This is a genomic window from Rhizobium anhuiense bv. trifolii (genome assembly GCF_024346605.1).
In the GTDB taxonomy this organism is placed as follows: Bacteria; Pseudomonadota; Alphaproteobacteria; order Rhizobiales; family Rhizobiaceae; genus Rhizobium; species Rhizobium anhuiense.
In genome coordinates this window covers 4424122-4449489 of sequence record NZ_CP098803.1, presented here as the reverse complement: position 1 = coordinate 4449489, position 25368 = coordinate 4424122, and the positions used below count along the sequence as shown (strand labels likewise).

The following is a 25368-nucleotide window of genomic DNA, read 5'->3' as shown; positions in this document are numbered from 1 at the left end:
CCCGGGTTTGCGATCGGCATGTCCGCAGGTGGTGATCCATCATTTCGTTCTGCCGATCGCCTTTTCGGCGGCGGCAAGGTCGCGCACCGCAAGATCGAGCATGCGGTTGGCGCATTCGCGGGCGCCCGCCTTGTCGCGCATGCGCAGGGCCTCGACCAACTGGCCGTGAACGAGCACCGCATCCTCGCGATTCTCGACGGCGATGTTGGAGGCATGCAGCGCATATTTCAGCGCCGCATGGATGGCGCTCGACAGGCGGCGGAAGACCTGGTTGTGGCTGGCGGTGAGCAGCACCGTATGGAACATGACATCGGCCTCGGTGAAGCTTTCCGGGTCGCGGGCACTGTCGCGCATCTGCCGCCAGGCCTTGTCGAGATCGGCGATCTCCTGGGCGCTGGCCCGCTCGGCGGCATATTCCGCAGCTGCCGGCTCGATGGTGCGGCGGGCTTCGAGAATGCAGCCGAGCAGGTCGAAATCCTTGATGTAAGGGCCGATCCACTCGAGCACGTCGGCATCGAGTATATTCCAGTCGTCCCGGTCGCAGACGGTGGTTCCGACCCGCGGTTTGCCGCGGACGAGGCCCTTTGATTCCAGCACCTTCAGCGATTCGCGAATGACGGTGCGGCTGACGCCGTAGAGCTCGCACAGGTCGTTCTCGCGCGGCAGCGGCGTGCCTGAGGGATAGCGGTCCGCGCAGATATCCTGAGCGATCGCCGCCGTGACGTTGCGGCCTACGCGCGGTCGGCGCTTTTCGGCCGCGTCCTGTCGCTCGATTGTTTCCAACTCACCTCTCCGCTCTATCTCCGGCGCGAAGCAATCGAACCTCATTATCCGAATTCGATCCGCTTTGCGACGCTTCCTCCCGGCCTCTCGTCAATAATCCTATTATTCCAATCATCATACATTGGCAATTGACTGGTATGATGATTTATCATAATTCATAGGGCGCTGCCGGGGAGGCAGCTGCTCGGTTTTTAGAGTTCAGGGAGAGAGACATGCGCTTGTTCAAAGCAGCCATCCTGGCTGGCACCTTCGCCATTCTGGCGGCCGGCTCGGCATTTTCCGCAGACGTCAAGATTGGGTTCATCGTCAAGCAGCCCGAGGAGCCGTGGTTCCAGGACGAATGGAAATTCGCCGACCAGGCCGCCAAGGAAAAAGGCTTCACCGTCGTCAAGATCGGCGCCGAAGACGGCGAGAAGGTGCAGTCGGCAATCGACAATCTCGGCGCCCAGGGTGCGCAGGGCTTCATCATCTGCACGCCCGACGTCAAACTCGGCCCCGGCATTGTCGCCAAGGCTGAAGCCAACCAACTGAAGCTGATGACGGTCGACGACCGCCTCGTCAGCGCCGATGGCAAGCCGTTGGAAGACGTACCGCATATGGGCATTTCTGCCACCAAGATCGGCGAGACCGTCGGCCAGGCCATCGTCGACGAAATCAAGAAGCGCGGCTGGGATATGAAAAATGTCGGTGCGGTGCGGGTCTCCTACGACCAGCTACCGACTGCCGTCGACCGCGTCGAAGGGGCGATCTCGGTGCTGAAGTCCGCCGGCTTCCCGGCCGAGAACATCTATGACGCGCCGCAGGCAAAGACCGACACGGAAGCGGCGCTCAATGCGGCAACCACCGTTCTCAACAAACATGCTGATGTGAAATATTGGGTCGCCTTCGGCCTCAACGACGAAGCCGTTCTCGGCGCCGTCCGTGCCTCCGAGTCGGTCGGCATTCCGGCGGCCAACGTCATCGGTGTCGGCATCGGCGGCGCGGAATCGGCGATCAACGAATTCAAGAAGCCGGCTGCGACGGGCTTCTTCGGCACCGTCATCATCTCACCGAAGCGTCACGGCTATGAGACGGCGCTCAACATGTATGACTGGATCGCCAACGGCAAGGAGCCGGCAAAACTGACGCTGACCGCCGGTTCCCTGGCGCTGCGCGGCGATTACGACAAGGTTCGCAAGGATCTTGGCATCGAGTGATCGTCCTTTGAGGATGATGTATGCCCGGCGGCCGCTCAGCGCCGCCGGGTCTTTCTCGACGGAGCGACGATGGCTTTCCTCGAATTCAACAATATTTCCAAGGGTTATCCCGGCGTGCAGGCGCTGGCGGATGTTTCCTTCCCTGTCGAGAAGGGCGCCGTCCACGGCCTGATGGGCGAAAACGGCGCCGGTAAATCGACGCTGATCCGGGTGCTGTCAGGCGACCAGGCCGCCGATAGCGGCACCATCCTCATCGACGGCGAGGAGCAGAAATACGGCTCCGTCCGCGACGCCTTCCATGCCGGCGTCATCGTCATCCATCAGGAACTACAGCTCGTTCCGGAGTTGACGGTCGCCGAAAATCTCTGGCTTGGGCGCTTTCCGGCCAAGGGCGGCGTCATCCATTCGAAGACGTTGATCGAGACGGTGCGCACGAAGCTGGAAGAGATCGGCATCGAAGTTGATCCCGCGGCCAAGGTTGCCTCACTTTCGATCGGCGCGCGGCAGATGGTCGAGATCGCCAAGGCCGTCATGCTCGATGCACGGGTAATCGCGCTCGACGAGCCGACCTCCTCGCTTTCCTCGCGCGAAAGCGAGATCCTGTTTTCTCTCATCGAGACACTGAAGGCGAAGGGAACTGTCATCCTCTATGTCTCGCATCGTCTCGACGAAATTTTCAGGCTTTGCGACAGCCTGACGGTGCTGCGCGACGGCAAGCTTGCCGCCCACCATCCTCAAATCGGCGAAACGACGCGCGAACAGATCATCTCGGAAATGGTCGGACGCGAGATCAGCAATGTCTGGGGATGGCGCGAACGTCCGCTCGGCGCCGTTCGGCTAGAGGTCAAGGGCCTGTCGGGGCCGAGGCTGCGCCACCCGATCAGCTTTTCGGTCCGCCAGGGCGAGATTCTCGGCTTCTTCGGTCTGATCGGCGCCGGCCGCAGCGAGATGGCGCGGCTGCTTTACGGCGCCGATGCCCGGCATCAGGGCCAAGTGACGATCGACGGCGTCGCCGTTTCGCCGAACAATCCGAAAGCGGCGATCAATGCCGGCATGGTGCTGTGCCCCGAGGACCGCAAGTTCGACGGCATCGTCCAGGGCCGATCGATCGAAGAGAATATCGCGATCTCGTCGCGCCGGCATTTTTCGCCCTTCGGCATTCTGAGCCTGAGACAAGAGGCGGCGCTCGCCGACCAGTTCATCGCCAAGCTTCGGGTGCGAACGCCGTCGCGCAAGCAGGACATCATCAATCTCTCCGGCGGCAACCAGCAGAAAGTCATTCTCGGCCGCTGGCTGTCCGAGCAGGGCATCCAGGTTCTCGTCATCGACGAGCCGACGCGCGGCATCGACGTCGGGGCGAAATCGGAAATCTACGAAATCCTCTACGAGCTTGCCGCCGGCGGTATGGCGATCGTGGTGATTTCAAGCGAGTTGCCCGAAGTCATGGGCATCTCCGATCGCATCATGGTGATGTGCCAGGGCAGGGTGGCGGCCAATGTCGCCCGCCAAGATTTCGACGAGCGCAGCATCCTGACGGCGGCGCTCCCCGACAAGAATGCCGCAGGCACCATTTAAGACTGGGAACACGGACGATGCATTCGGTGAAAAAAATCCTTCTCGGCGAACAGGGACTGGTGGTGATCTTCACTGCTGCCTTCGTGATCGTCTCGCTCTTCGTGCCGAACTTTCTGACCGAGCGAAACATGCTGGGGCTGCTTCAGTCGGTCGTCACGATCGGCATCGTCGCCTGTACGATGATGTTCTGCCTGGCGTCTCGCGATTTCGACCTTTCAGTCGGATCGATCGTCGCCTTCTCCGGCATGATCGCGGTGATGGTCTCGAATGCGACGGGCTCCATTCCCCTCGGGCTGCTCGCCGCCTTGCTGTGCGGCGCCCTCGTCGGCTTCGTCAACGGCATCGTCATCGCCCGCTTTCGCATCAATGCGCTGATCACCACGCTGGCGACCATGCAGATCGTGCGCGGGCTGGCGCTGATCGCCTCGGATGGTCGCGCCGTCGGCATCAACGATCCTGCCTTCTACCAGCTTGCCCTGTCGCGTTTCCTGACCGTGCCGACGCCGATCTGGATCATGCTGATCCTTTTCATCCTCTTCGGTTTCGTTCTCAACCGCACCGTCTTCGGCAAGAACACCCTGGCGATCGGCGGCAATCCCGAGGCCTCGCGGCTTGCGGGCGTCAACGTCGTCAACATGCGCATCTGGATCTTTGCGCTGCAGGGTCTCGTCTGCGGCGTTGCCGGCATCCTGCTTGCCTCGCGCATCACCTCCGGCCAGCCGAATGCAGCGACGGGACTCGAACTCTCGGTGATTTCGGCCTGCGTTCTCGGCGGTGTTTCGCTGGCCGGCGGCAGGGCGGCGATGAGCGGTGTGATCGTCGGCGTGCTGATCATGGGCATTGCCGAAAATGTCATGAACCTCTTGAATATCCAGGCATTCTATCAATATGTCGTACGTGGGCTGATCCTGCTGATCGCGGTGCTGCTCGACAATTTGAGGTCTTCAGCTGCGGGGCGACGCGGATGAACCAAGGAAGAGCCGGCGACGAAATCGAATTGCGGCACGGCGACCTCGTCGTCCGGGTCAGCCATCGGGGTGCCGCCGTCACCGCCGCAACATATCGGGACGTGCCCTTTCTCGTTGCGGCCGGCGGGCCTGAAGAAACGATGGCGAATTTCGCGATGGTGCCGTTCGGCAACCGCGTGGAAGGCAATGTCATGTCCTTTGCCGGTCGCGACTATACCTTCCAGCCGAATACTGCCGATTCGCTCTATCGGCATGGCGATGGCTGGCTCAGCCTCTGGCAGCTTGAAGACTCGAGCCCGGAGCACGCGCAGTTCTGCTTTTCCCGGGGCGCCGACAGTGTTTCACCTTATGCCTATCTCACCCGGCAGGAGATCCGTCTCGCCGGCAATGCGCTGGTGCTGACACTTTTCGTGGAAAACCGGGGCGAAACCGCTCTTCCCTTCGGGCTCGGTCAGCATCCCTTCTTCGCGCGGACGCCAAAGACGAGGCTGATGATTGCGGCCGATCGTTACTGGAACGAGCGACCCGACCATCTTCCCGATATGCCCGGCTCCGTGCCCGATGATTTCGATTTCAGGTCCGGCAGGCTGTTGCCGCAGAAATGGATGAACAATGCCTTCGAGGGTTGGAACGGACGGGCTGCTATCACCTGGCCGGAACTTGGAATTCAGGCGGCGCTCGAAGCCGATGGTGCGCTCGATCGCTTCATGCTCTATATGCCCGTCACCCGCGGCGACTTCTTCTGCCTCGAGCCGATGAGCCACTTGCCGAACGGCCACCACCTGCCCGATTTCGGTGGGCTCAGGCGGCTTGCGCCGGGGGAGGCTCTTGCCGGCACGGTGACGATCCTGATGTCGGAACTGCCGGTTCAATCGGAGGTGAGATAGATGGGCAGCCGCCTGCATGGCAAGAACATCCTGATCACGGGTGCCGCGCAGGGTATCGGTCTTGCGATGGCAAAGGCTTTCATGCGGGAGGATGCCGCCGTTTTTCTCGTCGATCGCGATGCGGCGCGGCTGGCGAAGGCAGCGAAAGCGCTTCAGAGCAGTGGCGGCCGGCTTGGTTATCTGCCGGCCGACATTACCGATGCCGGAACGATCACGACGTTGGTGGCCCAGGCGAAGGAAGAGATCGGAGAGCTGAACGCGCTCGTCAACAATGCCGGGGTGAATGTCTTTGCCGAACCACTCGAGACGACGGACGAGGAATGGAACCGCTGCTTCGACATCAATCTCAAGGGCGCCTGGAACTGCTGCAAGGCGGTGCTGCCCGGCCTGATCGAACAGGGCGGCGGCGTCATTCTCAACATTGCCTCGACGCACGCTTTCACCATCATCCCGCACACATTTCCCTATCCGCTGGCAAAACACGCCCTGCTCGGGATGACGAAATCCCTGGGTCTCGAATATGCGGCCCGCAATATCCGCGTCAACGCACTGGCGCCGGGCTATGTCTCGACACAGAAGGTGATCGATTACTGGAACAGCTTCCCCGATCCGGAAGCGGCAAAGGCCGAAACGATGAGGCTGCATCCCGGCGGGCGCATCGCGACACCGGAGGAGATCGCCATGGCGGCCGTGTTCATGATTTCGGACGAATGCCCGTTCATGAATGGCACTTGCCTGACGATCGACGGTGGTCTCAGCGTCTTGCAGCATCCCGGCTGAAAGGGCTTCGATTTTCGCTGATTTTTACAGGCCTGTCGTCTTCTCCGGATAGAGCATTATATTGCCCTTCGGGAAGGCTATTTGATCTCCCGCGGGCATGGAGCGGCGCCCTGCCGCTTGCTCGAAAGCACAATCGAAACAGGAGGACGGCATGCAGATCAATCGTACGGCTTCGGCCCATTGGACCGGTGGCCTCAAGGACGGCAAAGGCCTGATCTCGACGCAGAGCGGCGCCCTGAAGGACTATCCCTACGGCTTCGCAAGTCGCTTCGAAGGCATTGCCGGCACCAACCCGGAAGAACTGATCGGCGCAGCCCATGCCGGTTGCTTCACCATGGCGCTGTCGTTGATCCTCGGCGAAGCCGGCTTTACCGCCGAGCATATGGAAACCTCCGCCAAGGTAACGCTGGAAAGCGTCGAGGGCGGCTTTGCCATCACCGCCATCCATCTTTCGCTCTCTGGCCGTATTCCCGGTGCCGATGAGGCGACCTTCACCGAGCTTGCCAACAAGGCCAAGGCCGGTTGCCCTGTGTCCAAGGCGCTCGCCTCCGTTCCGATCACGCTCGACGTCAAGCTCGCCTGATTTCCGGCCGCCGATGAGGTGCCGCGCGCGTTTCGCGTCGCGGCACTTTTCAATTGCGCCCGATCGCCATCGTCCATCTGCTTCAGAAAATCCCTCACACGACCAAATGGCCGTCCTGCCGAGAGCTGTACTGCGCTCAGGGATGTTGACAAGTGACGCCTGATATTTTACGACTGACGAAATTCAAAATTCGTCAGTCGTAATTCGAGGCATCGAAAATCATGGACGAGATTGCGGAAAACACGCTCGACATCACTCGGCAGGAGAATGTCACCCGCATTCTTGATGCGGCCGAGCGGCTGTTTCGGCATTATGGCTACAGCAAGACGACGGTGGCCGACATTGCCCGCGATCTTGGCATGTCGCCCGCCAATATCTATCGTTTCTTCGCCTCCAAGGTGGAAATCCACCAGGCGCTCTGCGGGCGCATGCTCGCCACCGCGTATCAGATCGCCTACGACATCCGCCATCAGCCGATCAGCGCCAGTGAGCGGTTGCGCCGCTATGTCGAGACCCAGCATCAATTGACGCTGGATCTGATGCTCGATGAGATGAAGGTGCATGAGATGATCATCGTCGCGATTGAGCGCGACTGGCACGTCATCGAAAAACATATCGACCGCGTCCATGATCTCATTGCCGAAATCATTGCCGAAGGCATTGCCGCCGGCGAGTTCGTCGAGCAGGACCCGGTCGTTGCCTCGCGCTGCTTCGGCGCGGCGACGATCAATCTCTGCCATCCGCAAATGGTGGCCCAATGCCTTGCCAAAACCAACCGCGCAAGCGTCGACGAACTGATCGACTACGTGATCAGGGCGCTGAAGAAATAATGGACGGCAGCCGCCGTCGAGACCCCCGAAACGATCCAGGAGTGCGGAAGATGTTTTCGCTCAAGACCCTCAGCTACCGCATGCCGTCCGTCACCAGTCTCGCGCTCGTCGGCGCGATCGGCATCGGCGTTTCCGCGTGCTCGGAAGAGAAGGCTGAGGTCAAGCAAGTCGTCCGGCCGGTGAAGGTCGTCGAGATCGCCAAGGCCGGCGACACGCGCAAGCTCGATTATTCCGGCTCGGTCAAGGCGCGCACGGAGATGAACCTCGGTTTCCGCGTCGCCGGCAAGATCACCGAACGCCTCGTCGATATCGGCGACCGGGTGACACCGGGCGATGTTCTTGCCCGCGTCGACGCCACGGATTACCAGCTGGCGGTCAGGACGGCCGAAGCCAATCTCGCCGCGGCCGAAAGGGGTGTCGAAACCACCGATCTCGTCAACAAACGCGCCGAGCAGCTTTTCGACAAGAGTGTCGCCCCGAAGTCGCAGGTTGAACAGGCCTCACTCAGCCATGACCAGGCGATCTCGCAGCGCGATGCCGCCCTTTCGGCGCTCGACCAGGCGAAAAACCAGGTGAGCTACACCGAGCTCAAGGCCGGTCAGAACGGCATCGTCACCGCGATCAATGCCGATACCGGCCAGGTCGTCGGCTCCGGCACCGCCGTCGTCACCGTTGCCGTCGACGGCGAGAAGGAAGTGCAGATCGCGGTTCCGGAAAACGACATTGCCGAATTCAAGCCGGGCAAGACAGTCAAGGCCAGTTTCTGGGCCGACGACAGGCTGGTGCTCGACGGCAAGGTGCGGGAGGTTTCCGGTAGCGCCGACCAGCAATCGCGCACCTTTGCGGTTCGCGTGAGCTTGCCGAACGATCCGCAGGTGCTACTCGGCATGACGGCGACGATCGAGGCCAATGTCAGCAATGGCAACAGCTATGTCTCGATCCCGCTCAGCGCGCTCGCCGAGAAGGACGGCAAGAAGATGGTCTGGACCGTCGATCGCGATACGTCGACTGTGCATGGCCGCGACATCAAGGTCGCCGATTTCACCGGCGACGGCGTGCATGTGATCGAGGGCCTCGACAGCGGCGATCTCGTCGTTGCGGCCGGCACGCAGTTCATGAGCGAAAACCTGAAGGTGAAGGTGCCGGACCAGCAGTCGGCCCTGGCCGCCACGGACCAGACCGTCCGCTGATCGGGCCATAGGATAGGGAATAAGACCATGGACGCCACCACCACCGAGAAGCGGCCCTTCAACCTGTCGCGCTGGGCAATCGGACATCCGAGCATCGCCCGCTTCCTCTTCGGGCTGATCATCATCACCGGCGTGCTCGGGCTGATGCGCATGGGCCAGCGCGAGGATCCCGAATTCACCTTCCGCGTCATGGTCGTTCAGGCGATCTGGCCGGGCGCTTCCATACAGGAGATGGAAGATCAGGTCGTCAACAAGATCGAGCGCAAGCTGCAGGAAACTCCGCATATCGACTGGGTCAAGTCCTATACGCGGGCGGGCAGTGCGATCATCACCCTGCAGGTCAAGGGCGATACGAATTCGAAGGATGTGGCGGACGCTTTCTACCAGGTGCGCAAGAAGGTCGGCGACATCTCCAGCGAGCTGCCGCAGGGCCTGCTCGGCCCCTATTTCAACGACGAGTTCGGCGACACGTTCATCACACTGCATTCGATCAGCGGCGACGGCTATTCCTATCCGGAACTGAAGAAATTCGCGATCCAGGCGCGCGACATGCTGCTGACGACGCCGGGCGTCGAGAAGGCCGTGATCATCGGCGACCAGCCTGAGAAGATCTATATCGACGTCTCGTCCAAGGCGCTCGCCGAGCGCGGCCTGACGATCCTCGATCTGCAGAATGCCATCAAGGGCCAGAACAATGTCGATCCGGCCGGCTCCGTCGATACCGGCTTGCGCTCGGTGCGCATATCCGTCGAAGGCGACGTGAAGAAGGCGACCGATATTCGCGAGTTGCGCCTTCGCGCCGGCGGCCAGGTGACGCGGCTTGGCGATATCGCCACCGTCAGTTCCGGGCTCGAAGATCCCTATCAGCGCAAGTACCGTTTCAACGGCCACGAGAGCGTTCAGGTCGGCGTCGTCATGGCCAAGGGCTTCAACGTCACCGATGTCGGCAAGGATGTGGAGGCGACCTATCAGCGCTTCGAGGAGGCGCTGCCTTATGGCGTCTCGGTCGATCAGATCGCCAACCAGCCCGACGTGGTGACGGACGCGATCAGCGAATTCATGCATGCGCTCGGCGAAGCCCTCGTCATCGTGCTGGTTGTCTCGTTCCTGTCGATCGGCTGGCGTTCGGGCCTCGTCATCGCCATCGCCATTCCTCTGGTGCTCGCAGCCACCTTCGCGCTGATGTACGAACTCGGCATCGACCTGCAGCGCATCTCGCTCGGCGCGCTGATCATCGCGCTCGGCCTGCTCGTCGACGATGCGATGATCGTCGTCGAGATGATGGAGCGAAAGCTGGAGGAGGGGCTCGTCAAGATCGAAGCGGCGAGCTTCGCCTATTCCTCGACCGCCTTCCCGATGCTGACGGGTACGCTGATCACCACGGCCGGCTTCATCCCCGTCGGCTTTGCCGCATCGACGGCCGGCGAATATGTGCGGTCGCTGTTCTATGTGGTCGGTATCGCGCTGGTGACCTCGTGGTTCGTCGCGGTCTACTTCACGCCGTGGCTCGGCTATATGATCCTCAAGCAGCGCCATCACGCCGGCGAGCATCACGATGCCTTCGACACCGGCTTCTATCGCCGGCTGCGCGGCACGGTCGGCTGGGCGGTGCGCCACCGGGTCATCGTGCTGCTTCTGACGCTCGGCACCTTCGTCACCAGCCTCTGGGCCTTCCAGTTCATCCCGCAGAATTTCTTCCCGCAGTCCTCGCGGCCGGAAATCCTCGTCGATCTCTGGCTGCCCGAGGGCACCAGCATCAAGGAAGTCGAGGTGCAGGCAAAGGCGCTCGAAGCCAAGATGATGGACGACCCCGACAAGAAGTTCATCGCCACCTATATCGGCGAAGGCGCGCCGCGTTTCTTCCTGCCGCTCGACCAGCAGCTGCGCAATCCGAACTTCGCCCAGTTGCTCGTCATGGCCAATGACGAACCGGCGCGCGAGCGGCTGATCACCAAGCTGCGGACGATCCTGGCGGAAGACTTCCCCGACATTCGCGGCAAGGTCGACCGCCTCTTCCTCGGCCCACCGACTGGCTGGCCCGTGCAAATGCGCGTCATGGGGCCGGACCGCGGGGAAGTCAGGGCGATCGCCGATCAGGTGAAGGCGCGTTTCCAGGCCAATCCGATGCTCGGCGCCATCCATGACGATTGGCTGGAGCAGGTGCCGGCGATGAAGTTGGTGATCGACCAGGATCGCGCCCGGGCACTCGGCGTCACTTCGCAGCGCGTTCGCCAGATGTTGCAGACTGCCATGTCGGGTGCGGCGCTCGATGATTTCCGCGACGGCGAGGAGACGGTCTCGATCGTCGCCCGCGAGCCGGATGCCAGCCGTTCGCTGCTGTCGGCGGTCAACTCTGTCTATGTGCCGACGGACTTCGGCGGCTTCGTGCCGGTCTCGCAGGTCGCCAAGGTCGTGCCGGTCATGGAGCAGGGCATCGAATGGCGGCGCGACCGCCTGCCGACGATCACCGTGCGTGCGACGCTGCCCGACGATGTGCAGCCGAACGATGTGGTGATGAAGATGTATGCCGACATGAAGGACCTGCGCGACAGCCTGCCGGCCGGCTATAAAGTCGAGATCCAGGGCGGCGCCGAGGATGCGGCGGAAAGCCAGATGTCGATCGCCGCCAAGGCGCCGATCATGCTCGCCGTCATCATCGTGCTGCTGATGATACAGCTGCAGCATTTCGGCAAGGCGATGCTGGTGCTCGCCACCGGGCCGCTCGGCATTATCGGTGCGGCGGCGGCACTGCTGATCAGCGGCGCGCCCTTCGGCTTCGTGGCGATCCTCGGGGTCATCGCGCTGCTCGGCATCATCATGCGCAACTCGATCATCCTGGTCGACCAGATCGACCAGGATATCAAGGCCGGCATGCACCGGCAGGAGGCGATCGTCGGCGCGGCCGTGCGGCGTTTCCGGCCGATCATGCTGACGGCGCTGACCGCCGTGCTGGCGCTGATCCCGATCTCGCGCGGCGTCTTCTGGGGTCCGCTCGCCTACGCGATGATGGGCGGCATCCTGGTTGCCACAGTGCTCACCATTCTGGTTCTGCCCGCCGGTTACGCCCTTTTCTTCGGCCGGGAGCCGAAGGCGAAGGACGAGCCAGGCCAGCATGCCGACGCCATCCAGGAAGAGGCGGATGACAGACATCCGCCGGCGTTGGCAGCAGAGTGAGGACGGCGCGGCGAAAGCCGCGCCGTTTTCCTTGCAGGCCCGCAGATCCCGACCAAGATGCACCGCTGTTGAACCCGTAGGGCCTGGTTGGAAGGCTTTGAACGGTTTTCATGCTGCAGCCCGCCCTGAACCTGCGCGCCGATTCCATTGCCGCCTCGAAAAAGCTAAGCTGCGAAAGCACGCCGGGAGTCCAGTCGCGATCCCGGTCACTCATCGACGGGGCAGGGCACGACCATGGCCGATTACCATCTGGAAGCAAGCTGGAGCCCGATCGAGGGCAGCTTTGGGCGCTTGACCTTCACGCTGTTCAATCTTTCGGCCGAGCCGCTCTCCGGCTTCTCGCTGGCCTACACCTCGGAAACGCGCGTTGCCGACAAACATGTCTGCGATGGCGGCAGCCTCAAACAGCAGCTCGCGCATTTCCACGAATTCCTACCGAGCGACGGCCTGAGCGTGGCGCCCGGGGGGCGCTGGCGGTTCACCGTCGAGGGCCTGACCAGAGAGCCGAAACATGCGACATCAGGTATCAAATCGGCCTATCTGACACTTGGCGACGGGCGCCATGTTCCCGTCGGTTTCGGCGATCTCATGCTCGAAGGCCGGGAAGGCGGCGTGGCGCCGCCGCTTCTGCCGCCGGGTCGGGCCGAGGAGCCCTATGCGCTGCTGCCCTGGCCGCTGGCTCTCGGGCTGAAGGCGGGAGAGCTGCCTGTCGTCCTTTATCCGGCCGAGCGGACGCGGCCCGATGCGGTCAAGGCGCTCTCCCTGGTTCTGGAACTCTACCAGCGGCTCTATCCGGCCGACAGCGTGCCGTTCTCCCTCAGTGCCGTCAAAGGCGGACGGGCCATTCGTTTCGTCACCGAATCCTCGATCGCCGCCTTTGCCTATGAATTGCGTTTCACCGCGCATGAGATCGTTCTGTCGAGTGCCGATGCCGCTGGGCGGCAATACGGGCTGATCAGCCTGGCGCAGCTGCTGCATGGCGGCCGCGCCGATCGTGAGAGCTTCAAATTCCCCAATTTCGGCACGATCGCCGACCAGCCGCGTTATGACTGGCGCGGTTGTCATCTCGACGTGTCCAGGCAGTTTTATCCGGTGGCCGATATCATGAGGCTGATCGATATTCTCGCCTGGAACAAGCTCAACATCTTCCACTGGCATCTGACCGACGACGAAGCCTGGCGGCTGGAGATCAAGGCCTATCCCACACTGACGGAGATCGGCGCGCGGCGCGGGCCGGATGAAGTGCTCATGCCCCAGCTCGGCGACGGGGCGGAACCGCGCTCCGGCCATTACACCCAGGACGATGTCAGGCGGATCGTTGCGCATGCGGCCTCTCTGCACATCGAGGTGGTGCCGGAAATCGATATTCCCGGCCACAGCAGCGCGACGCTGCTGTCGCTACCTGCGCTTGTCGACGGGCAGGAGGCGCCGGACAGCTACCGCTCGGTGCAGGGTTATCCCAACAATGCCCTCAATCCGGCTGTCGAATTCACTTATGAATTCCTCGGCAAGGTGTTCGACGAGATGGTGGCGCTGTTTCCCAGCGAATATCTTCATATCGGCGGCGACGAAGTGGCGCAGGGTTCCTGGCTTTCCTCGCCGCTCTGCAAGGCATTGATGGAGCGGGAGAAACTTGCCGGCACCGCCGAGCTGCAATCCTATTTCCTGAAACGTATCAAAGCCATGCTGTCGGAGCGTGGCAGGAAGCTCGCCGGCTGGAACGAGGTCTCGCATGGCGGCGGCGTCGAGCGCGACGGCACGCTGCTGATGGCCTGGGAAAAGCCTGCCGTCGGCATCGAGCTGGCACAGGAAGGCTACGACGTGGTGATGACGCCGGGCCAGGCCTATTATCTCGACATGGCGCAGGCCGAAGCCTGGGCCGAACCCGGCGCGGGCTGGGCGGGGTTCAGCCCGCCGGAACACACCTATGCTTATGAGGCCGAGGGCGAGCTGCCGGAGGCGCTGCAGCAGAAGATGCGCGGCATCCAGGCCTGCATCTGGACCGAGAACTTCCTGTCCCGCGCCTATTTCAACCGGCTGGCTTTTCCGCGCCTTCCGGCCGTTGCCGAGGCTGCCTGGACGCCTTTGGCGCGCAAGGACTGGGATCGGTTCGCAGCGATCGTGCGGATGTGGCCGGTGCTTTAGGGAGTCCTCTGGATTTAGGCCGCCTCGGCCTTCAACCCCAGCAGGGCTGCGCCGATCAGGCCGGGCTCGATGCGGCATTCGCTGCGCACCACCAGCGGGCGCTCGAACTTGCGCAGGATGCGGGCGCGCACGGCGTGGTCGAGTTCAGCCAGCAGCGGCTCGACATTGGAAAGCCCGCCGCCGACCGGGACGATGGTCGCGCCGGTGATGTTGATCGTCAGCGCCAAGGGCGAGGCGACGAGATCGACATAGACGTCGATCGTGCGTGTCGCCTTCTCCTCGCCATGCTGCCACTGGGCGATGATCTCCTCACTGGAAAGGTCGAGATTGTGCAGCGTCTGATGCAGCCGCTCCAGGCCGCGAGCGCCGCCGACGGTGTCGACGCAGCCCTTCTGGCCGCAGCCGCAGGCATAGGCGGGAATGGCGACGGGTGGATTGCCGGCTGCGGATGCGATGATCGGCCCGTGACCCCATTCGCCGGCAAAACCGCCGGCCTCATTGACGAGGCGTCCGTCGGCAACCAGGCCGCCGCCGACGCCGGTGCCGAGGATGGCGCCGAAGACGATGCGGTGGCCGCGGCCGGCGCCGAGGCCGGCTTCGGCCATGGCGAAACAGTCGGCGTCGTTGGCAATCAGCACCGGCAGGCCGAGCTCGGTTTCGAGGTCGGCCGCGAGCGTGCGGCCGTGAATGCAGGGAATGTTGGCGCAGATCAGGCGCTGGGTATCGGGATCGACGACGCCGGCGATGGAAAGCGCGATGCGGCTCGGCCGTTCGCCGGTTTCAGCGATAATGTCGCGCAGGGTCTCGACGAAAGCGGCGAAATCATCCTTCGGCGTCGGGCGGCGGCCGAGGGGAACGATGTCTGTCTCGGAGCGGGCGATGCCCCCTTTGATGGCGGTGCCGCCGATGTCGAATGAAATGATCATTGCACTCTGCCGTTTCTCTGGTCTCCGCGTCTGCTTGCATTGTTGGCGGGGAATTTCAAGCGCTCATTCGGCGGCGGTGTTGGCTGCTTCAGGGGCGTGCCGTGTGGCACCCCGCTGTTCTGTCGGATATCTCGCCCACGGGTGGGGCGATTGGATAGCCGGGATCGGCTCCGATCGCAGCTACAATTTCTAACCCGCAAGTCATTCAATTGGCATATTGCATCGCCAGAATCCGGCCCTACACTTTCATCAACCGCCGGATCCACGATCATTGATACGAGAGAAAACAGTACCATCCGAAGACCACGTCCCAAAGGCCGCCGCCTCTCATCCATTTTACGGCAGATGGCCGCCGACCAGAGCCGTGAGCGGATCTCGATCGGTGATCTATTCGACACGATGGGCGACAGGGCGATCAGCGCGTTGATGCTGATCTTCGCGCTGCCGAACGCCTTTCCCACGCCGCCCGGCACTTCGGCCGTGCTCGGCGCGCCATTGGTCTTCCTGGCCGCGCAATTGACCTTCGGGCTGAAACCCTGGCTGCCGAGGGTGATTGCCGACCGTTCGATGCGGCGGGAGGATTTCGAGAATATCGTCGGCCGCATTCACCGCTGGCTCGCCTGGGCCGAGCGCATGCTGAAGCCGAGGCTTGCGATCTTTGCCGAGCCGCCGGCGGAATATCTCGCCGGGGCCGCATGCCTGCTGCTGTCGATCGTGCTGCTGCTGCCGGTCCCGCTCGGCAACATCCTGCCGGCGATCACGATCTCGGTCTTCGCTTTCGGCATATTGGGCCGTGACGGTCTCTTCGCGCTCATCGGCTTCGTGATGACGGCCGTGTCGCTCGTCATCGCCGGCGGGGTGATCTACGGGCTGGTGAAGGCGGCGATCTATCTCGTCGTGCAATGGTTCGCCTGAGTGAGGTTTGGCTAAGTGCGGGTTGCCTAAGCGGGGTTGCATGAGCGGAGTTTGCATCGGGGATAGCGGTTATTTGGCGGGGCTCTTTGCAACAGGCTCGACATTTGCCGGAATTTTGTTTTGATCTGGCGCGATACAAATTCAAATCATGTTCGGCGGCGGCACGCCGGCTCACTTTGCGCGGTAGGCATTAAATGGCAAAAAGATCAGAGACCCCTGCACGGCTCGACGATGCGGCTCGGGCTGGCTGGCTCTATTACGTCGCCGGGCGCACGCAGGATGAAATCGCCGCTGCGATGGGCATCTCGCGGCAATCGGCGCAGCGGCTGGTGTCGCTGGCGGTCGCCGAGCGCCTGATCAAGGTGCGGCTCGATCATCCGATCGCCGCCTGCCTGGAACTCGGCAGTCAGTTGCGCCGGAAATTCGGGCTGAAACATGTTGAGGTGGTGCCGAGTGATCCCGCGTCGTCATCGACGACGGTCGGTATCGCCGAGGCGGCGGCCGCCGAGATCGAGCGGTGGCTGAAACGGCCGGAGCCAATCGTCCTCGCCATCGGCACCGGCCGCACGCTGAAAGCGGCCGTCGACCAACTGCCGGCGATCGAATGTCCGAATCACCGCATCGTTTCGCTGACCGGCAATATCGCCCCGGACGGGTCGGCGGCCTATTACAACGTCATCTTCAGCATGGCCGATGCGGTGAAGGCGCGGCACTATCCGATGCCGTTGCCGGTGCTCGTCACCTCGGCGGAGGAACGGGAGCTGCTGCACGGCCAGCAACTGGTGCGTTCGACGCTCGACATGAGTGCGCAAGCCGATGTTACCTTCGTCGGCATCGGCGAACTCGGCATCGACGGGCCGCTCTGCGTCGACGGTTTTCTCGAGAAGGACGAGATGATGGAGCTGATGCGCGGCGGCGCGGTCGGCGAGATCTGCGGCTGGATCTTCGATGTCGACGGCAGGTTGCTCGACAACCCGATCAACGAGCGCGTCGCGTCGGCGCCGATCCCGTCCCGCGACGCGTCGATCGTCATTGGACTGGCCAAGGGCAAGCGCAAATTCAAGGCGATCAGGGCTGCCATTGTCGGCCATCAAATCAATGCTCTGATCACCGATGAAGAAACTGCTGAGTTTTTGCTCAGGAATTGAGCAAAAAATATTCTAGTTAAATCAATGAGATGACTATCGCCTTCGGCATCGCAGCAACGATTGCCGATTGACATTCTTTGTTGATTGTTGAGTAATTGCCCATGAGCAAAGCGAATGCTCACACTCCATCTTCTGGGAGGAAGATATGACATTGAGAACTTTTCTGCTGGGCGCCTGCTCAGCACTGGCGTTTGCCGGCATGGCTTCGGCCGAGACGCTGACAATCGCGACCGTGAACAACGGCGACATGATCCGGATGCAGAAGCTGACGGATGATTTCAAGGCGAAGAATCCCGGCATCGACCTTGAATGGGTAACCCTCGAAGAAAACGTGCTGCGCCAGAAGGTCACGACCGACATCGCGACCAAGGGCGGCCAGTACGACGTCTTGACGATCGGCACCTATGAAGTTCCGATCTGGGCAAAGCAGGGCTGGCTGGTGCCGCTCGACAATCTCGGCGCCAACTATGACGTCGACGACCTGCTGCCGGCCATCCGCAGCGGCTTGACCCTGGACGGCAAGCTCTATGCGGCGCCGTTCTACGGCGAAAGCTCGATGGTCATGTACCGCAAGGACCTGTTCGACGCCGCCGGCCTGAAGATGCCCGACGCCCCGACCTGGGACTTCATTGCCGACGCTGCCCGCAAGATCACCAACAAGGATAAGGAAGTCTACGGCATCTGCCTTCGCGGCAAGGCCGGCTGGGGCGAGAACATGGCCTTCCTGACGGCCATGTCCAACTCCTTCGGCGCTCGTTGGTTCGATGAAAGCTGGAAGCCGCAGTTCGATCAGCCCGAGTGGAAGGACACGCTCGACTTCTATGTCAAGCTGATGAAGGATGCCGGCCCTCCGGGCGCCTCCTCCAACGGCTTCAACGAGAACCTGGCGCTGTTCCAGACCGGCAAGTGCGGCATGTGGATCGATGCGACCGTTGCTGCATCCTTCGTCAGCAACCCGAAGGAATCGACCGTCGCCGACAAGGTCGGCTTCGCGCTCGCTCCGGATAAGGGCCTCGGCAAGCGCGGCAACTGGCTGTGGGCCTGGAGCCTCGCCATCCCGGCAGGTTCGCAGAAGGCCGAAGCGGCCGAGAAGTTCGTCGCCTGGGCCACGAGCAAGGATTACACCAACCTCGTTGCCGAAAAGGAAGGCTGGCTGAATGCACCTCCTGGCACCCGCAGCTCGCTCTATGCGAATGCGGAGTATCAGAAGGCGGCCCCCTTCGCCAAGACGACGCTCGACTCGATCAACTCGGCCGACCCAAGCAAGCCGACTGTCAAGCCGGTCCCCTATGTCGGCGTCCAGTTCGTGGCGATCCCGGAATTCCAGGGCATCGGCACGGCGATCGGTCAGCAGTTCTCGGCAGCCCTTGCCGGCCAGATTTCGGTCGACCAGGCCCTGCAGAGCGCACAGCAGCTCGCCACCCGCGAAATGACCAAGGCCGGCTACATTAAATAAAAGCCTCCCGAGCAAGAGGCGGATCCTTGACAATCCGCCTCTCTGGGCCGCCGATTGCCCGAACTGCATCGGCGGCCTCTTTTTTCAGACAAAGCTGCCTTGCGGCCGCTCCCCGCTTCAGTCCAGATCGGTGATTGCCATGGCGACCTTACATACCCGCTCCGCTGCGCGCCTGATGATTGCGCCCTCCGTGCTGCTGCTCTTTGCGTGGATGATCGTCCCGCTGGCGATGACGATCTATTTCTCGCTGCTGAACTACAATCTGCTCAGCCCCGGCATGGAAAGCTTCGTCGGTTTTCTGAACTACGAATATTTCCTGTCCGACCCGGCCTTTATTGCGGCGCTGATCAACACGCTGCTGCTCGTCGCCGGCGTGCTGTTGATCACCGTCATTGGCGGCATCGCCTTTGCACTGCTGCTCGACCAGCCGATGTACGGCCAGGGCATCGTGCGCATCCTGGTGATCGCGCCGTTCTTCGTCATGCCGACGGTGGCAGCCCTGGTCTGGAAGAACATGTTCATGAACCCGGTCAACGGGTTGTTTGCCCATCTCGCCAAGGCGCTCGGCCTGCAGCCGATCGACTGGCTGGCCAATGTGCCGCTGTTTTCCGTCATTCTCATCGTCGCCTGGCAATGGCTGCCCTTTGCCACCCTCATCATGCTGACGGCGCTGCAGTCGCTCGACGAGGAGCAGAAGGAGGCGGCAGAGATGGACGGCGCCGGGCCGATCTCGAAATTCATCTACATCATCCTGCCGCACATGGCGCGCGCCATCACCGTGGTGATCCTGATCCAGACGATCTTCCTGCTTTCGGTCTTCGCCGAAATCCTCGTCACCACCAATGGCGGGCCGGGCACCGACAGCACCAACCTCACCTATCTCGTCTATGCCCAGGCGCTGCTGCAGTTCGATATCGGTGGCGCATCGGCCGGCGGCATCGTGGCGGTTATCCTCGCCAATATCGTTGCGATCTTCCTCGTGCGCCTCGTCGGCAAGAATCTGGAGGCTTGAGATGGCCAGACAAAGTCACAACGAAGCGCAAGCTCATCGTCACCGCAATCGCCTGGACGCTCGGCATCCTGATCTTCTTCCCGATTCTGTGGACCTTTCTCACCAGCTTCAAGTCGGAAGCCGACGCCATCGCCTCGCCGCCGCAGTTCCTGTTTTTCCATTGGACGACGGAAAACTATGCCGAGGTGCAGAGCCGGTCGAACTATCTCAGCCACTTCATGAACTCGGTGATCATCTCCTTCGGCTCGACTCTGATCGGCCTGATCATCGCCATTCCGGCCGCCTGGGCCATGGCGTTTTCGCCGACCAAGCGGACCAAGGACGTGCTGATGTGGATGCTGTCGACCAAGATGATGCCGCCGGTCGGCGCACTGATCCCGATCTATCTGATGTTCCGCAATTCAGGTCTGCTTGACACGCGCACCGGCCTGGTGATCGTGCTGACGCTGATCAACCTGCCGATCATTGTCTGGATGCTCTACACCTATTTCAAGGAAATCCCCGGCGAGATCCTCGAAGCGGCGCGCATGGACGGGGCATCGCTGATGAAGGAGATCGTCTACGTGCTGACGCCGATGGCGGTGCCCGGCATTGCCTCGACGCTGCTTTTGAACATCATCCTGGCCTGGAACGAGGCGTTCTGGACGCTCAACCTCACCGCTTCGAAGGCGGCGCCGCTGACGGCCTTCATCGCCTCCTATTCCAGCCCCGAGGGCTTGTTCTATGCCAAGCTGTCGGCGGCATCGACGATGGCGATCGCGCCGATCCTGATCCTTGGCTGGTTCAGCCAGAAACAACTCGTCCGCGGCCTGACCTTCGGCGCTGTGAAATAAGATAAAGGGAGAGAAACATGGGCAGCATTACCCTTCAGAAGGTTTCGAAGGTCTTCGGCGAAGCCAAGGTCATCCCGTCGATCGATCTCGACATCAAGGACGGCGAGTTCGTCGTCTTCGTCGGCCCGTCGGGCTGCGGCAAGTCCACCTTGCTTAGGCTGATTGCCGGGCTCGAGGACGTCTCCGGCGGCAAGATCGTCATCGACGGCAGGGACGCCACCGAAAAGGCGCCCTCGGAGCGCGGCCTGGCCATGGTGTTCCAATCCTATGCGCTCTATCCGCATATGAGCGTGCGCAACAACATCGCCTTCCCACTGAAGATGGCGGGTGTCGACAAGGCGGAGATCGACCGCAAGGTGACGGATGCCGCCCGGGTGCTGAACCTGACCGACTATCTCGAACGCAAGCCGCGCCAGCTGTCCGGCGGCCAGCGCCAGCGCGTGGCGATCGGCCGCGCCATCGTGCGCCAGCCTTCGGCCTTCCTGTTCGACGAACCGCTGTCGAACCTCGATGCGGCACTGCGCGTCAACATGCGCCTCGAAATCAGCGAGTTGCACCAGCAGCTGAAGACGACGATGGTCTACGTCACCCACGACCAGGTCGAGGCGATGACCATGGCCGACAAGATCGTCGTGTTGAACAGGGGCAATATCGAGCAGGTCGGCTCGCCGCTCGAGCTCTATAGCCGCCCGCGCAACCTGTTCGTCGCCGGCTTCATCGGCTCGCCGAAGATGAATTTCATCAAGGGCCAGAATGCGGCCCAGCTCGGAGCCCATACGATCGGTATCCGTCCCGAGCATGTGCTGCTGTCGATGGAGAGCGGCGACTGGAAGGGCAGGGTCGTGGTCGCCGAACATCTCGGCTCCGACACTTTCCTGCATATCGATGCCGAGGGCATCGGCATGGTGACGGCGCGCGGCAGCGGCGATTTCGCGGCCAAGGCGGGCGATACGGTCTATCTGACGCCGGACCGTTCACGCATCCATAAATTCAACGAGGGCGGCCTTGCCATCTGAGCAGGCGGCCGGGGGGCAGGCATGCGAGCCGGACGATGACGCCCGGCCGTCTCGGCAAGACCTTCAAGAGGACTGAAACATGACGTGCAAATTATCGCTGGCAACGCTTTCGGATGTGGCCCGCACGGCGGCTATCCCTGGATATGACAGGGCATCGCTGAAAGCCGGCATCGTGCACTTCGGCGTCGGTAATTTCCACCGCGCCCACCAGGCGATCTATCTCGACGATCTCTTCAATGCAGGCACGGATCACGATTGGGCGATCGTCGGCGCCGGCGTGCTGCCGTCGGATGCCGCCATGCGCGAAAAACTTGCGGCGCAGGATTTCCTGACGACGGTGGTCGAGCAGGACAACAACAAGACGGCGGCGCGCGTTACTGCGCCGATGATCGACATCCTGCCGGTCGGCGATGCGAGCGCCATCATCGCCAGGCTCGCCGATCCCGAGATCCGGATCGTCTCGCTGACGATCACCGAGGGCGGCTATTTCATCGACGCATCGGGCAGGTTCAATCCGGCTCATCCGGCGATCGCTGCCGACGGACAGAATCCCGATGCGCCGAAGACGGTGTTCGGCCTGATCGTCGCCGGCCTGAAGGCGCGCAAGGCCAGGGGCATCGGACCGTTCACCGTCATGTCCTGCGACAACATTCCCCACAACGGCGTTGTCACCGCCAATGCCGTCGTCGGCACGGCCGCACTTTCAGACCCTGCCCTTGCCGACTGGATCAGGGCGAATGTCGCCTTCCCGAACGCCATGGTCGATCGCATCACGCCGGCGACCAGCCAGCGTGAGGTCGATTTCCTCCGCGACAATTTTGGGATCGAGGACAATTGGCCGGTTTATTGCGAGGAATTCAAGCAATGGGTGCTGGAGGATAAGTTCACTGCCGGCCGGCCGGCGCTGGAAAAGGTCGGGGTGACCTTCGTTCTCGATGTCACGCCCTACGAGCATATGAAGATCCGCATCCTCAACGGCGGGCATGCCGCGATCGCTTATCCGGCGGCGCTGATGGATATTCATTTCGTTCACGATTCCATGGAAGAGCCGCTGATCCGCGCCTTCCTCGCCAAGCTCGAAAAAGATGAGATCATCCCGATCGTCCCGCCGGTGCCGAACACGTCGCTGACGGATTATTTCGCCCTGATCGAGCACCGCCTGCTCAATCCGAAGATTGCCGACACCATTCCGCGACTGGCGCAGGACGGCTCGAACCGCCAGCCGAAATTCATCCTGCCGTCGACGCTCGACAATCTGCATCAGGGCAGGGACGTCGTCGGCCTGGCGCTGGTTTCAGCACTCTGGTGCCGTTATTTCGCCGGCAAGACCGACAGTGGCAAGGATATCGTCTTCAACGACGCCAGTGCCGATCGCCTGCATGCGGCGGCGCTGAAAGCCAAGGACGATCCGTCAGCCTTCCTCGCCTTCGACGATATTTTTGGCGAAGTGGCAAAATCCGAACTTTTCCGCAAGCGTTTCGCCCACGCACTCAAAACCCTGTGGGAAAAGGGCACGCGGGAGACGCTGCAACTCTATCTCGACGGCAAGCTCGCAGTGTAAGGGAATGGGATGGCGGCACGCTGTTGTCACCATCCATCCGGCCTTGCGAGCAAAGCGGGACGGTCATGCGTCCGAATTGAACTCAGGTTGGGTCTTCCATGGCTGATGCTGAAACACGGCTGGTCATCTTCGATTGCGATGGCGTGCTTGTCGACAGCGAGCCGATTTCGATCAGCGTGCTCGTCGGCGCCATGAACGATCTCGGCGTCTCGATTACCGAGGACCAGGCCTATGAGCGGTTTCTCGGCCGTAGCCTGTCGACCCTCATCGATACGCTCGAAACCGAATTCAACGTCCATGCCGGCGAGGAATTCCTCGAGCGCATCCGCACCGATCTCTATGCCCGTTTCCGCACCGAGTTGAAGCCGATAGAGGGTGTCGCCGCGACGATCGACGGACTTGGCGTGCCCTGTTGCGTTGCCTCGTCCAGCCAGATGGAGCGAATCCGCCTGTCGCTGTCGGTGACCGGACTTCTGGGCAAGCTGCCCGACATCTTCAGCGCGACGATGGTCAAGCGCGGCAAACCGGCGCCCGATCTTTTCCTGCATGCGGCGCGTGAAATGCGGGTCGAGCCGGCACATTGCCTTGTCGTCGAGGACAGCCCGGCCGGTATTGCTGCCGCCAAGGCGGCGGGCATGACGGTCTTCGCCTTCACCGGTGGGTCCCACGCCAATTTCGCCGGATACCGCGCCGAACTCGATCGTCTTTCGCCTGAGGTGGTGTTTGACGCCATGCCGGATTTGATACACCTTGTCCGCAACCATAAGCTGGACGGGACCAAGATTTGATGCGTGATCATGTGGTTGCGGTGGATATCGGCACGGGCAGCGCGCGCGCCGGCGTCTTCGACGCACGCGGCCGCCTGCTCGCCAAATCCGAACATCCGATCGTGATGAACCGGCCGCGTGAAAACCATGCCGAGCACGATTCCGAAGATATCTGGTCGGCCGCCTGCACGGCAGTGCGCAGGGCGATGGAGCAATCCGGCATCGCCGCCGCCTCGGTTGGAGCGATCGGCTTCGACGCCACCTGTTCGCTGGTCGTCCGCGACGTCGAGGGACGTCAGCTCAGCGTTTCCACCGGCGGCGAGCGGCGTTTCGACACGATCGTCTGGCTCGATCACCGGGCGCTGAAGGAAGCCGATTTCTGCACGGCGACGGAGCACAGGGTGCTCGAACATTCCGGGCATGTGATGTCGCCCGAGATGGAAATGCCGAAGCTGATGTGGTTGAAGAAGAAGCTGCCGGCCACCTGGGAAAAGTCCGGCTACTTCTTCGATCTCGCCGATTTCATGACGTGGAAATCGACCGGTTCGCCTGCCCGTTCACGCTGCACGCTGACGGCGAAATGGAATTATCTCGCCCATCTCGAAAAGGGCTGGCAGCAGGATTTCCTGGAGCGGATCGGCCTCGAGGACCTTCATGAGCGCGGCCATCTGCCGGACGAGACCACGCCTGTAGGAGACAGTGTCGGGCAGTTGACACCGGAAGCGGCGGAAGCGCTGGGGCTGACGACGGATTGCCATGTCGCTGCCGGGATGATCGACGCTTATGCGGGTGCACTGGGCGCGCTCGGCGGCTATGCCGCCGATCCTGTAAAACGCGAGCACCAGCTGGCGCTGATTGCCGGAACGTCGAGCTGCATCGTTACCTTCTCCCGGGAACGCAAGCCGAGCCATGGCATGTGGGGACCCTATTACGAGGCGGTCTTCCCGCAATCCTGGCTGGTGGAGGCCGGGCAATCGGCGACCGGCGCGCTGCTCGACCACATCGTGCGTATGCATGCGGCCGGCGGCGAGCCGACGGCGGCGCTGCATCAGAGGATCGTCGCGCGCATCGCCGAATTGAGGGCCGAGGAGGGCGATGCCTTCGGTGCGCGGATTTTCGTGCTGCCGGATTTCCATGGCAACCGCTCGCCGCTCGCCGATCCGCATGCCGTCGGCGTCGTCAGCGGGCTGACGCTCGATACGTCCTTCGACGGGCTCTGCGCGCTCTATTGGCGGTCTGCGGTGGGGATTGCCCTCGGCATCCGCCATATCCTGGAAATGATGAAGGAATATGGCTACATGCCCGATACGCTGCATATTGCCGGCGGGCATGTGAAGAACCCGGTGCTGATGGAGCTTTACAGCGATGCGACCGGCTGCAAGGTCGTGGTGCCGAAAATGAACGAGGCGGTGCTGCTCGGCACGGCGGTCGCCGCATCCGTCGCCTGCGGTTTGTACAAGGATCTGGCGGCGGCCGGCGAGGCGATGTATCCAGGTGGCGACGAACGGCTTCCCGACAAGGCGAAACAGGCGCTCTACGACCGCGACTACCGCCGTCTTCTCGCCATGCACCGCCACCGCGCCGAACTGGAAACGATGCTATAGCGCGCCGCTCGTCTTTTGA

21 protein-coding genes are annotated in these 25368 nt (G+C 62.2%); 19 read left to right on the top strand and 2 right to left on the bottom strand.

The features are described 5' to 3' along the window. Nucleotides 1-39 precede the first annotated feature (39 nt). On the bottom strand, nucleotides 40-783 hold the full coding sequence (locus tag NE851_RS30435) for a FadR/GntR family transcriptional regulator (RefSeq protein ID WP_127430708.1): 744 nt from the start codon (nucleotides 781-783) through the stop codon (nucleotides 40-42). A gap of 212 nt (nucleotides 784-995) precedes the next feature. Between NE851_RS30435 and NE851_RS30430 the strand changes: the two genes are divergently transcribed. From NE851_RS30430 to NE851_RS30385, 10 genes are all read left to right on the top strand, one after another. Next, on the top strand, nucleotides 996-1979 hold the full coding sequence (locus NE851_RS30430; RefSeq protein WP_063475266.1) for an arabinose ABC transporter substrate-binding protein: 984 nt from the start codon (nucleotides 996-998) through the stop codon (nucleotides 1977-1979). 69 nt (nucleotides 1980-2048) lie between these two features. Further along, nucleotides 2049-3554, top strand: a complete 1506-nt coding sequence (gene araG / locus NE851_RS30425) for an L-arabinose ABC transporter ATP-binding protein AraG (RefSeq protein ID WP_063475267.1) — start codon at nucleotides 2049-2051, stop codon at nucleotides 3552-3554. Between the two features lie 17 nt (nucleotides 3555-3571). Further along, nucleotides 3572-4522, top strand: a complete 951-nt coding sequence (gene araH, locus NE851_RS30420; protein ID WP_047616201.1) for an L-arabinose ABC transporter permease AraH — start codon at nucleotides 3572-3574, stop codon at nucleotides 4520-4522. Beyond that, on the top strand, nucleotides 4519-5409 hold the full coding sequence (locus tag NE851_RS30415) for an aldose 1-epimerase (protein WP_097543060.1): 891 nt from the start codon (nucleotides 4519-4521) through the stop codon (nucleotides 5407-5409). Before araH ends, NE851_RS30415 begins: the two co-directional genes overlap by 4 nt. After that, the gene (locus NE851_RS30410; protein WP_047616204.1) at nucleotides 5410-6189 is read left to right on the top strand and encodes an SDR family oxidoreductase; all 780 of its coding nucleotides are present in this window, start codon (nucleotides 5410-5412) and stop codon (nucleotides 6187-6189) included. It abuts the gene before it with no gap. A gap of 151 nt (nucleotides 6190-6340) precedes the next feature. Next, a complete protein-coding gene (locus NE851_RS30405) occupies nucleotides 6341-6772 on the top strand; it encodes an OsmC family protein (protein WP_047616206.1) in 432 nt (143 codons plus the stop codon). Between the two features lie 221 nt (nucleotides 6773-6993). After that, nucleotides 6994-7602 carry a TetR/AcrR family transcriptional regulator gene (locus NE851_RS30400; RefSeq protein WP_047616208.1) on the top strand — a complete coding sequence of 203 codons (609 nt, stop codon included), beginning with the start codon at nucleotides 6994-6996 and terminating at the stop codon, nucleotides 7600-7602. 50 nt (nucleotides 7603-7652) lie between these two features. Next, entirely contained in the window at nucleotides 7653-8792 is a 1140-nt protein-coding gene (locus NE851_RS30395; RefSeq protein WP_097543062.1) for an efflux RND transporter periplasmic adaptor subunit, read from the top strand. A gap of 27 nt (nucleotides 8793-8819) precedes the next feature. Further along, nucleotides 8820-11966 (top strand): efflux RND transporter permease subunit, encoded by a 3147-nt coding sequence (locus tag NE851_RS30390; protein ID WP_047616212.1) that lies wholly within the window; start codon nucleotides 8820-8822, stop codon nucleotides 11964-11966. Between the two features lie 234 nt (nucleotides 11967-12200). Further along, the gene (locus NE851_RS30385) at nucleotides 12201-14111 is read left to right on the top strand and encodes a beta-N-acetylhexosaminidase (protein ID WP_127430712.1); all 1911 of its coding nucleotides are present in this window, start codon (nucleotides 12201-12203) and stop codon (nucleotides 14109-14111) included. A gap of 14 nt (nucleotides 14112-14125) precedes the next feature. On the opposite strand, the gene NE851_RS30380 is transcribed toward NE851_RS30385, so the two are convergent. Continuing rightward, nucleotides 14126-15037 carry an ROK family protein gene (locus tag NE851_RS30380; protein WP_097543065.1) on the bottom strand — a complete coding sequence of 304 codons (912 nt, stop codon included), beginning with the start codon at nucleotides 15035-15037 and terminating at the stop codon, nucleotides 14126-14128. A gap of 345 nt (nucleotides 15038-15382) precedes the next feature. On the opposite strand from NE851_RS30380, the gene NE851_RS30375 reads away from it, so the two are divergent. From NE851_RS30375 to NE851_RS30335, 9 genes are all read left to right on the top strand, one after another. Continuing rightward, the gene (locus NE851_RS30375; protein WP_244604804.1) at nucleotides 15383-15952 is read left to right on the top strand and encodes an exopolysaccharide biosynthesis protein; all 570 of its coding nucleotides are present in this window, start codon (nucleotides 15383-15385) and stop codon (nucleotides 15950-15952) included. A gap of 194 nt (nucleotides 15953-16146) precedes the next feature. Further along, the gene (locus tag NE851_RS30370; protein WP_047616217.1) at nucleotides 16147-17100 is read left to right on the top strand and encodes a sugar-binding transcriptional regulator; all 954 of its coding nucleotides are present in this window, start codon (nucleotides 16147-16149) and stop codon (nucleotides 17098-17100) included. Nucleotides 17101-17245: 145 nt separating this feature from the next. Further along, the gene (locus NE851_RS30365) at nucleotides 17246-18556 is read left to right on the top strand and encodes an ABC transporter substrate-binding protein (RefSeq protein WP_047616219.1); all 1311 of its coding nucleotides are present in this window, start codon (nucleotides 17246-17248) and stop codon (nucleotides 18554-18556) included. A gap of 139 nt (nucleotides 18557-18695) precedes the next feature. Further along, entirely contained in the window at nucleotides 18696-19568 is an 873-nt protein-coding gene (locus tag NE851_RS30360; protein ID WP_047616221.1) for a carbohydrate ABC transporter permease, read from the top strand. Beyond that, a complete protein-coding gene (locus NE851_RS30355) occupies nucleotides 19565-20401 on the top strand; it encodes a carbohydrate ABC transporter permease (protein ID WP_254959557.1) in 837 nt (278 codons plus the stop codon). The genes NE851_RS30360 and NE851_RS30355 overlap by 4 nt, the downstream gene beginning before the upstream one ends. A gap of 17 nt (nucleotides 20402-20418) precedes the next feature. Beyond that, on the top strand, nucleotides 20419-21417 hold the full coding sequence (locus NE851_RS30350) for an ABC transporter ATP-binding protein (protein ID WP_047616223.1): 999 nt from the start codon (nucleotides 20419-20421) through the stop codon (nucleotides 21415-21417). Between the two features lie 79 nt (nucleotides 21418-21496). After that, nucleotides 21497-22978, top strand: coding sequence for a mannitol dehydrogenase family protein (locus NE851_RS30345; protein ID WP_047616225.1), 1482 nt, complete (start codon nucleotides 21497-21499; stop codon nucleotides 22976-22978). A 98-nt stretch (nucleotides 22979-23076) separates the two neighbouring features. Next, nucleotides 23077-23766 (top strand): HAD family hydrolase, encoded by a 690-nt coding sequence (locus tag NE851_RS30340; protein ID WP_047616227.1) that lies wholly within the window; start codon nucleotides 23077-23079, stop codon nucleotides 23764-23766. Then, nucleotides 23766-25349 carry an FGGY-family carbohydrate kinase gene (locus NE851_RS30335; protein ID WP_047616229.1) on the top strand — a complete coding sequence of 528 codons (1584 nt, stop codon included), beginning with the start codon at nucleotides 23766-23768 and terminating at the stop codon, nucleotides 25347-25349. The genes NE851_RS30340 and NE851_RS30335 overlap by 1 nt, the downstream gene beginning before the upstream one ends. Nucleotides 25350-25368: the final 19 nt, after the last annotated feature.

Excerpts from the sequence above, each read along its gene's own strand:
- araH (WP_047616201.1), top strand. The coding sequence starts at position 3,572 with ATGCATTCGGTGAAAAAAATCCTTCTCGGCGAACAGGGACTGGTGGTG.
- NE851_RS30365 (WP_047616219.1), top strand. The coding sequence starts at position 17,246 with ATGACATTGAGAACTTTTCTGCTGGGCGCCTGCTCAGCACTGGCGTTT.
- NE851_RS30340 (WP_047616227.1), top strand. The coding sequence starts at position 23,077 with ATGGCTGATGCTGAAACACGGCTGGTCATCTTCGATTGCGATGGCGTG.
- NE851_RS30415 (WP_097543060.1), top strand. The coding sequence starts at position 4,519 with ATGAACCAAGGAAGAGCCGGCGACGAAATCGAATTGCGGCACGGCGAC.
- NE851_RS30405 (WP_047616206.1), top strand. The coding sequence starts at position 6,341 with ATGCAGATCAATCGTACGGCTTCGGCCCATTGGACCGGTGGCCTCAAG.
- NE851_RS30345 (WP_047616225.1), top strand. The coding sequence starts at position 21,497 with ATGACGTGCAAATTATCGCTGGCAACGCTTTCGGATGTGGCCCGCACG.
- NE851_RS30390 (WP_047616212.1), top strand. The coding sequence starts at position 8,820 with ATGGACGCCACCACCACCGAGAAGCGGCCCTTCAACCTGTCGCGCTGG.
- NE851_RS30350 (WP_047616223.1), top strand. The coding sequence starts at position 20,419 with ATGGGCAGCATTACCCTTCAGAAGGTTTCGAAGGTCTTCGGCGAAGCC.
- NE851_RS30430 (WP_063475266.1), top strand. The coding sequence starts at position 996 with ATGCGCTTGTTCAAAGCAGCCATCCTGGCTGGCACCTTCGCCATTCTG.
- NE851_RS30335 (WP_047616229.1), top strand. The coding sequence starts at position 23,766 with ATGCGTGATCATGTGGTTGCGGTGGATATCGGCACGGGCAGCGCGCGC.
- NE851_RS30410 (WP_047616204.1), top strand. The coding sequence starts at position 5,410 with ATGGGCAGCCGCCTGCATGGCAAGAACATCCTGATCACGGGTGCCGCG.
- NE851_RS30385 (WP_127430712.1), top strand. The coding sequence starts at position 12,201 with ATGGCCGATTACCATCTGGAAGCAAGCTGGAGCCCGATCGAGGGCAGC.
- NE851_RS30380 (WP_097543065.1), bottom strand. The coding sequence starts at position 15,037 with ATGATCATTTCATTCGACATCGGCGGCACCGCCATCAAAGGGGGCATC.
- NE851_RS30400 (WP_047616208.1), top strand. The coding sequence starts at position 6,994 with ATGGACGAGATTGCGGAAAACACGCTCGACATCACTCGGCAGGAGAAT.
- araG (WP_063475267.1), top strand. The coding sequence starts at position 2,049 with ATGGCTTTCCTCGAATTCAACAATATTTCCAAGGGTTATCCCGGCGTG.
- NE851_RS30375 (WP_244604804.1), top strand. The coding sequence starts at position 15,383 with ATGGCCGCCGACCAGAGCCGTGAGCGGATCTCGATCGGTGATCTATTC.
- NE851_RS30360 (WP_047616221.1), top strand. The coding sequence starts at position 18,696 with ATGGCGACCTTACATACCCGCTCCGCTGCGCGCCTGATGATTGCGCCC.
- NE851_RS30370 (WP_047616217.1), top strand. The coding sequence starts at position 16,147 with ATGGCAAAAAGATCAGAGACCCCTGCACGGCTCGACGATGCGGCTCGG.
- NE851_RS30395 (WP_097543062.1), top strand. The coding sequence starts at position 7,653 with ATGTTTTCGCTCAAGACCCTCAGCTACCGCATGCCGTCCGTCACCAGT.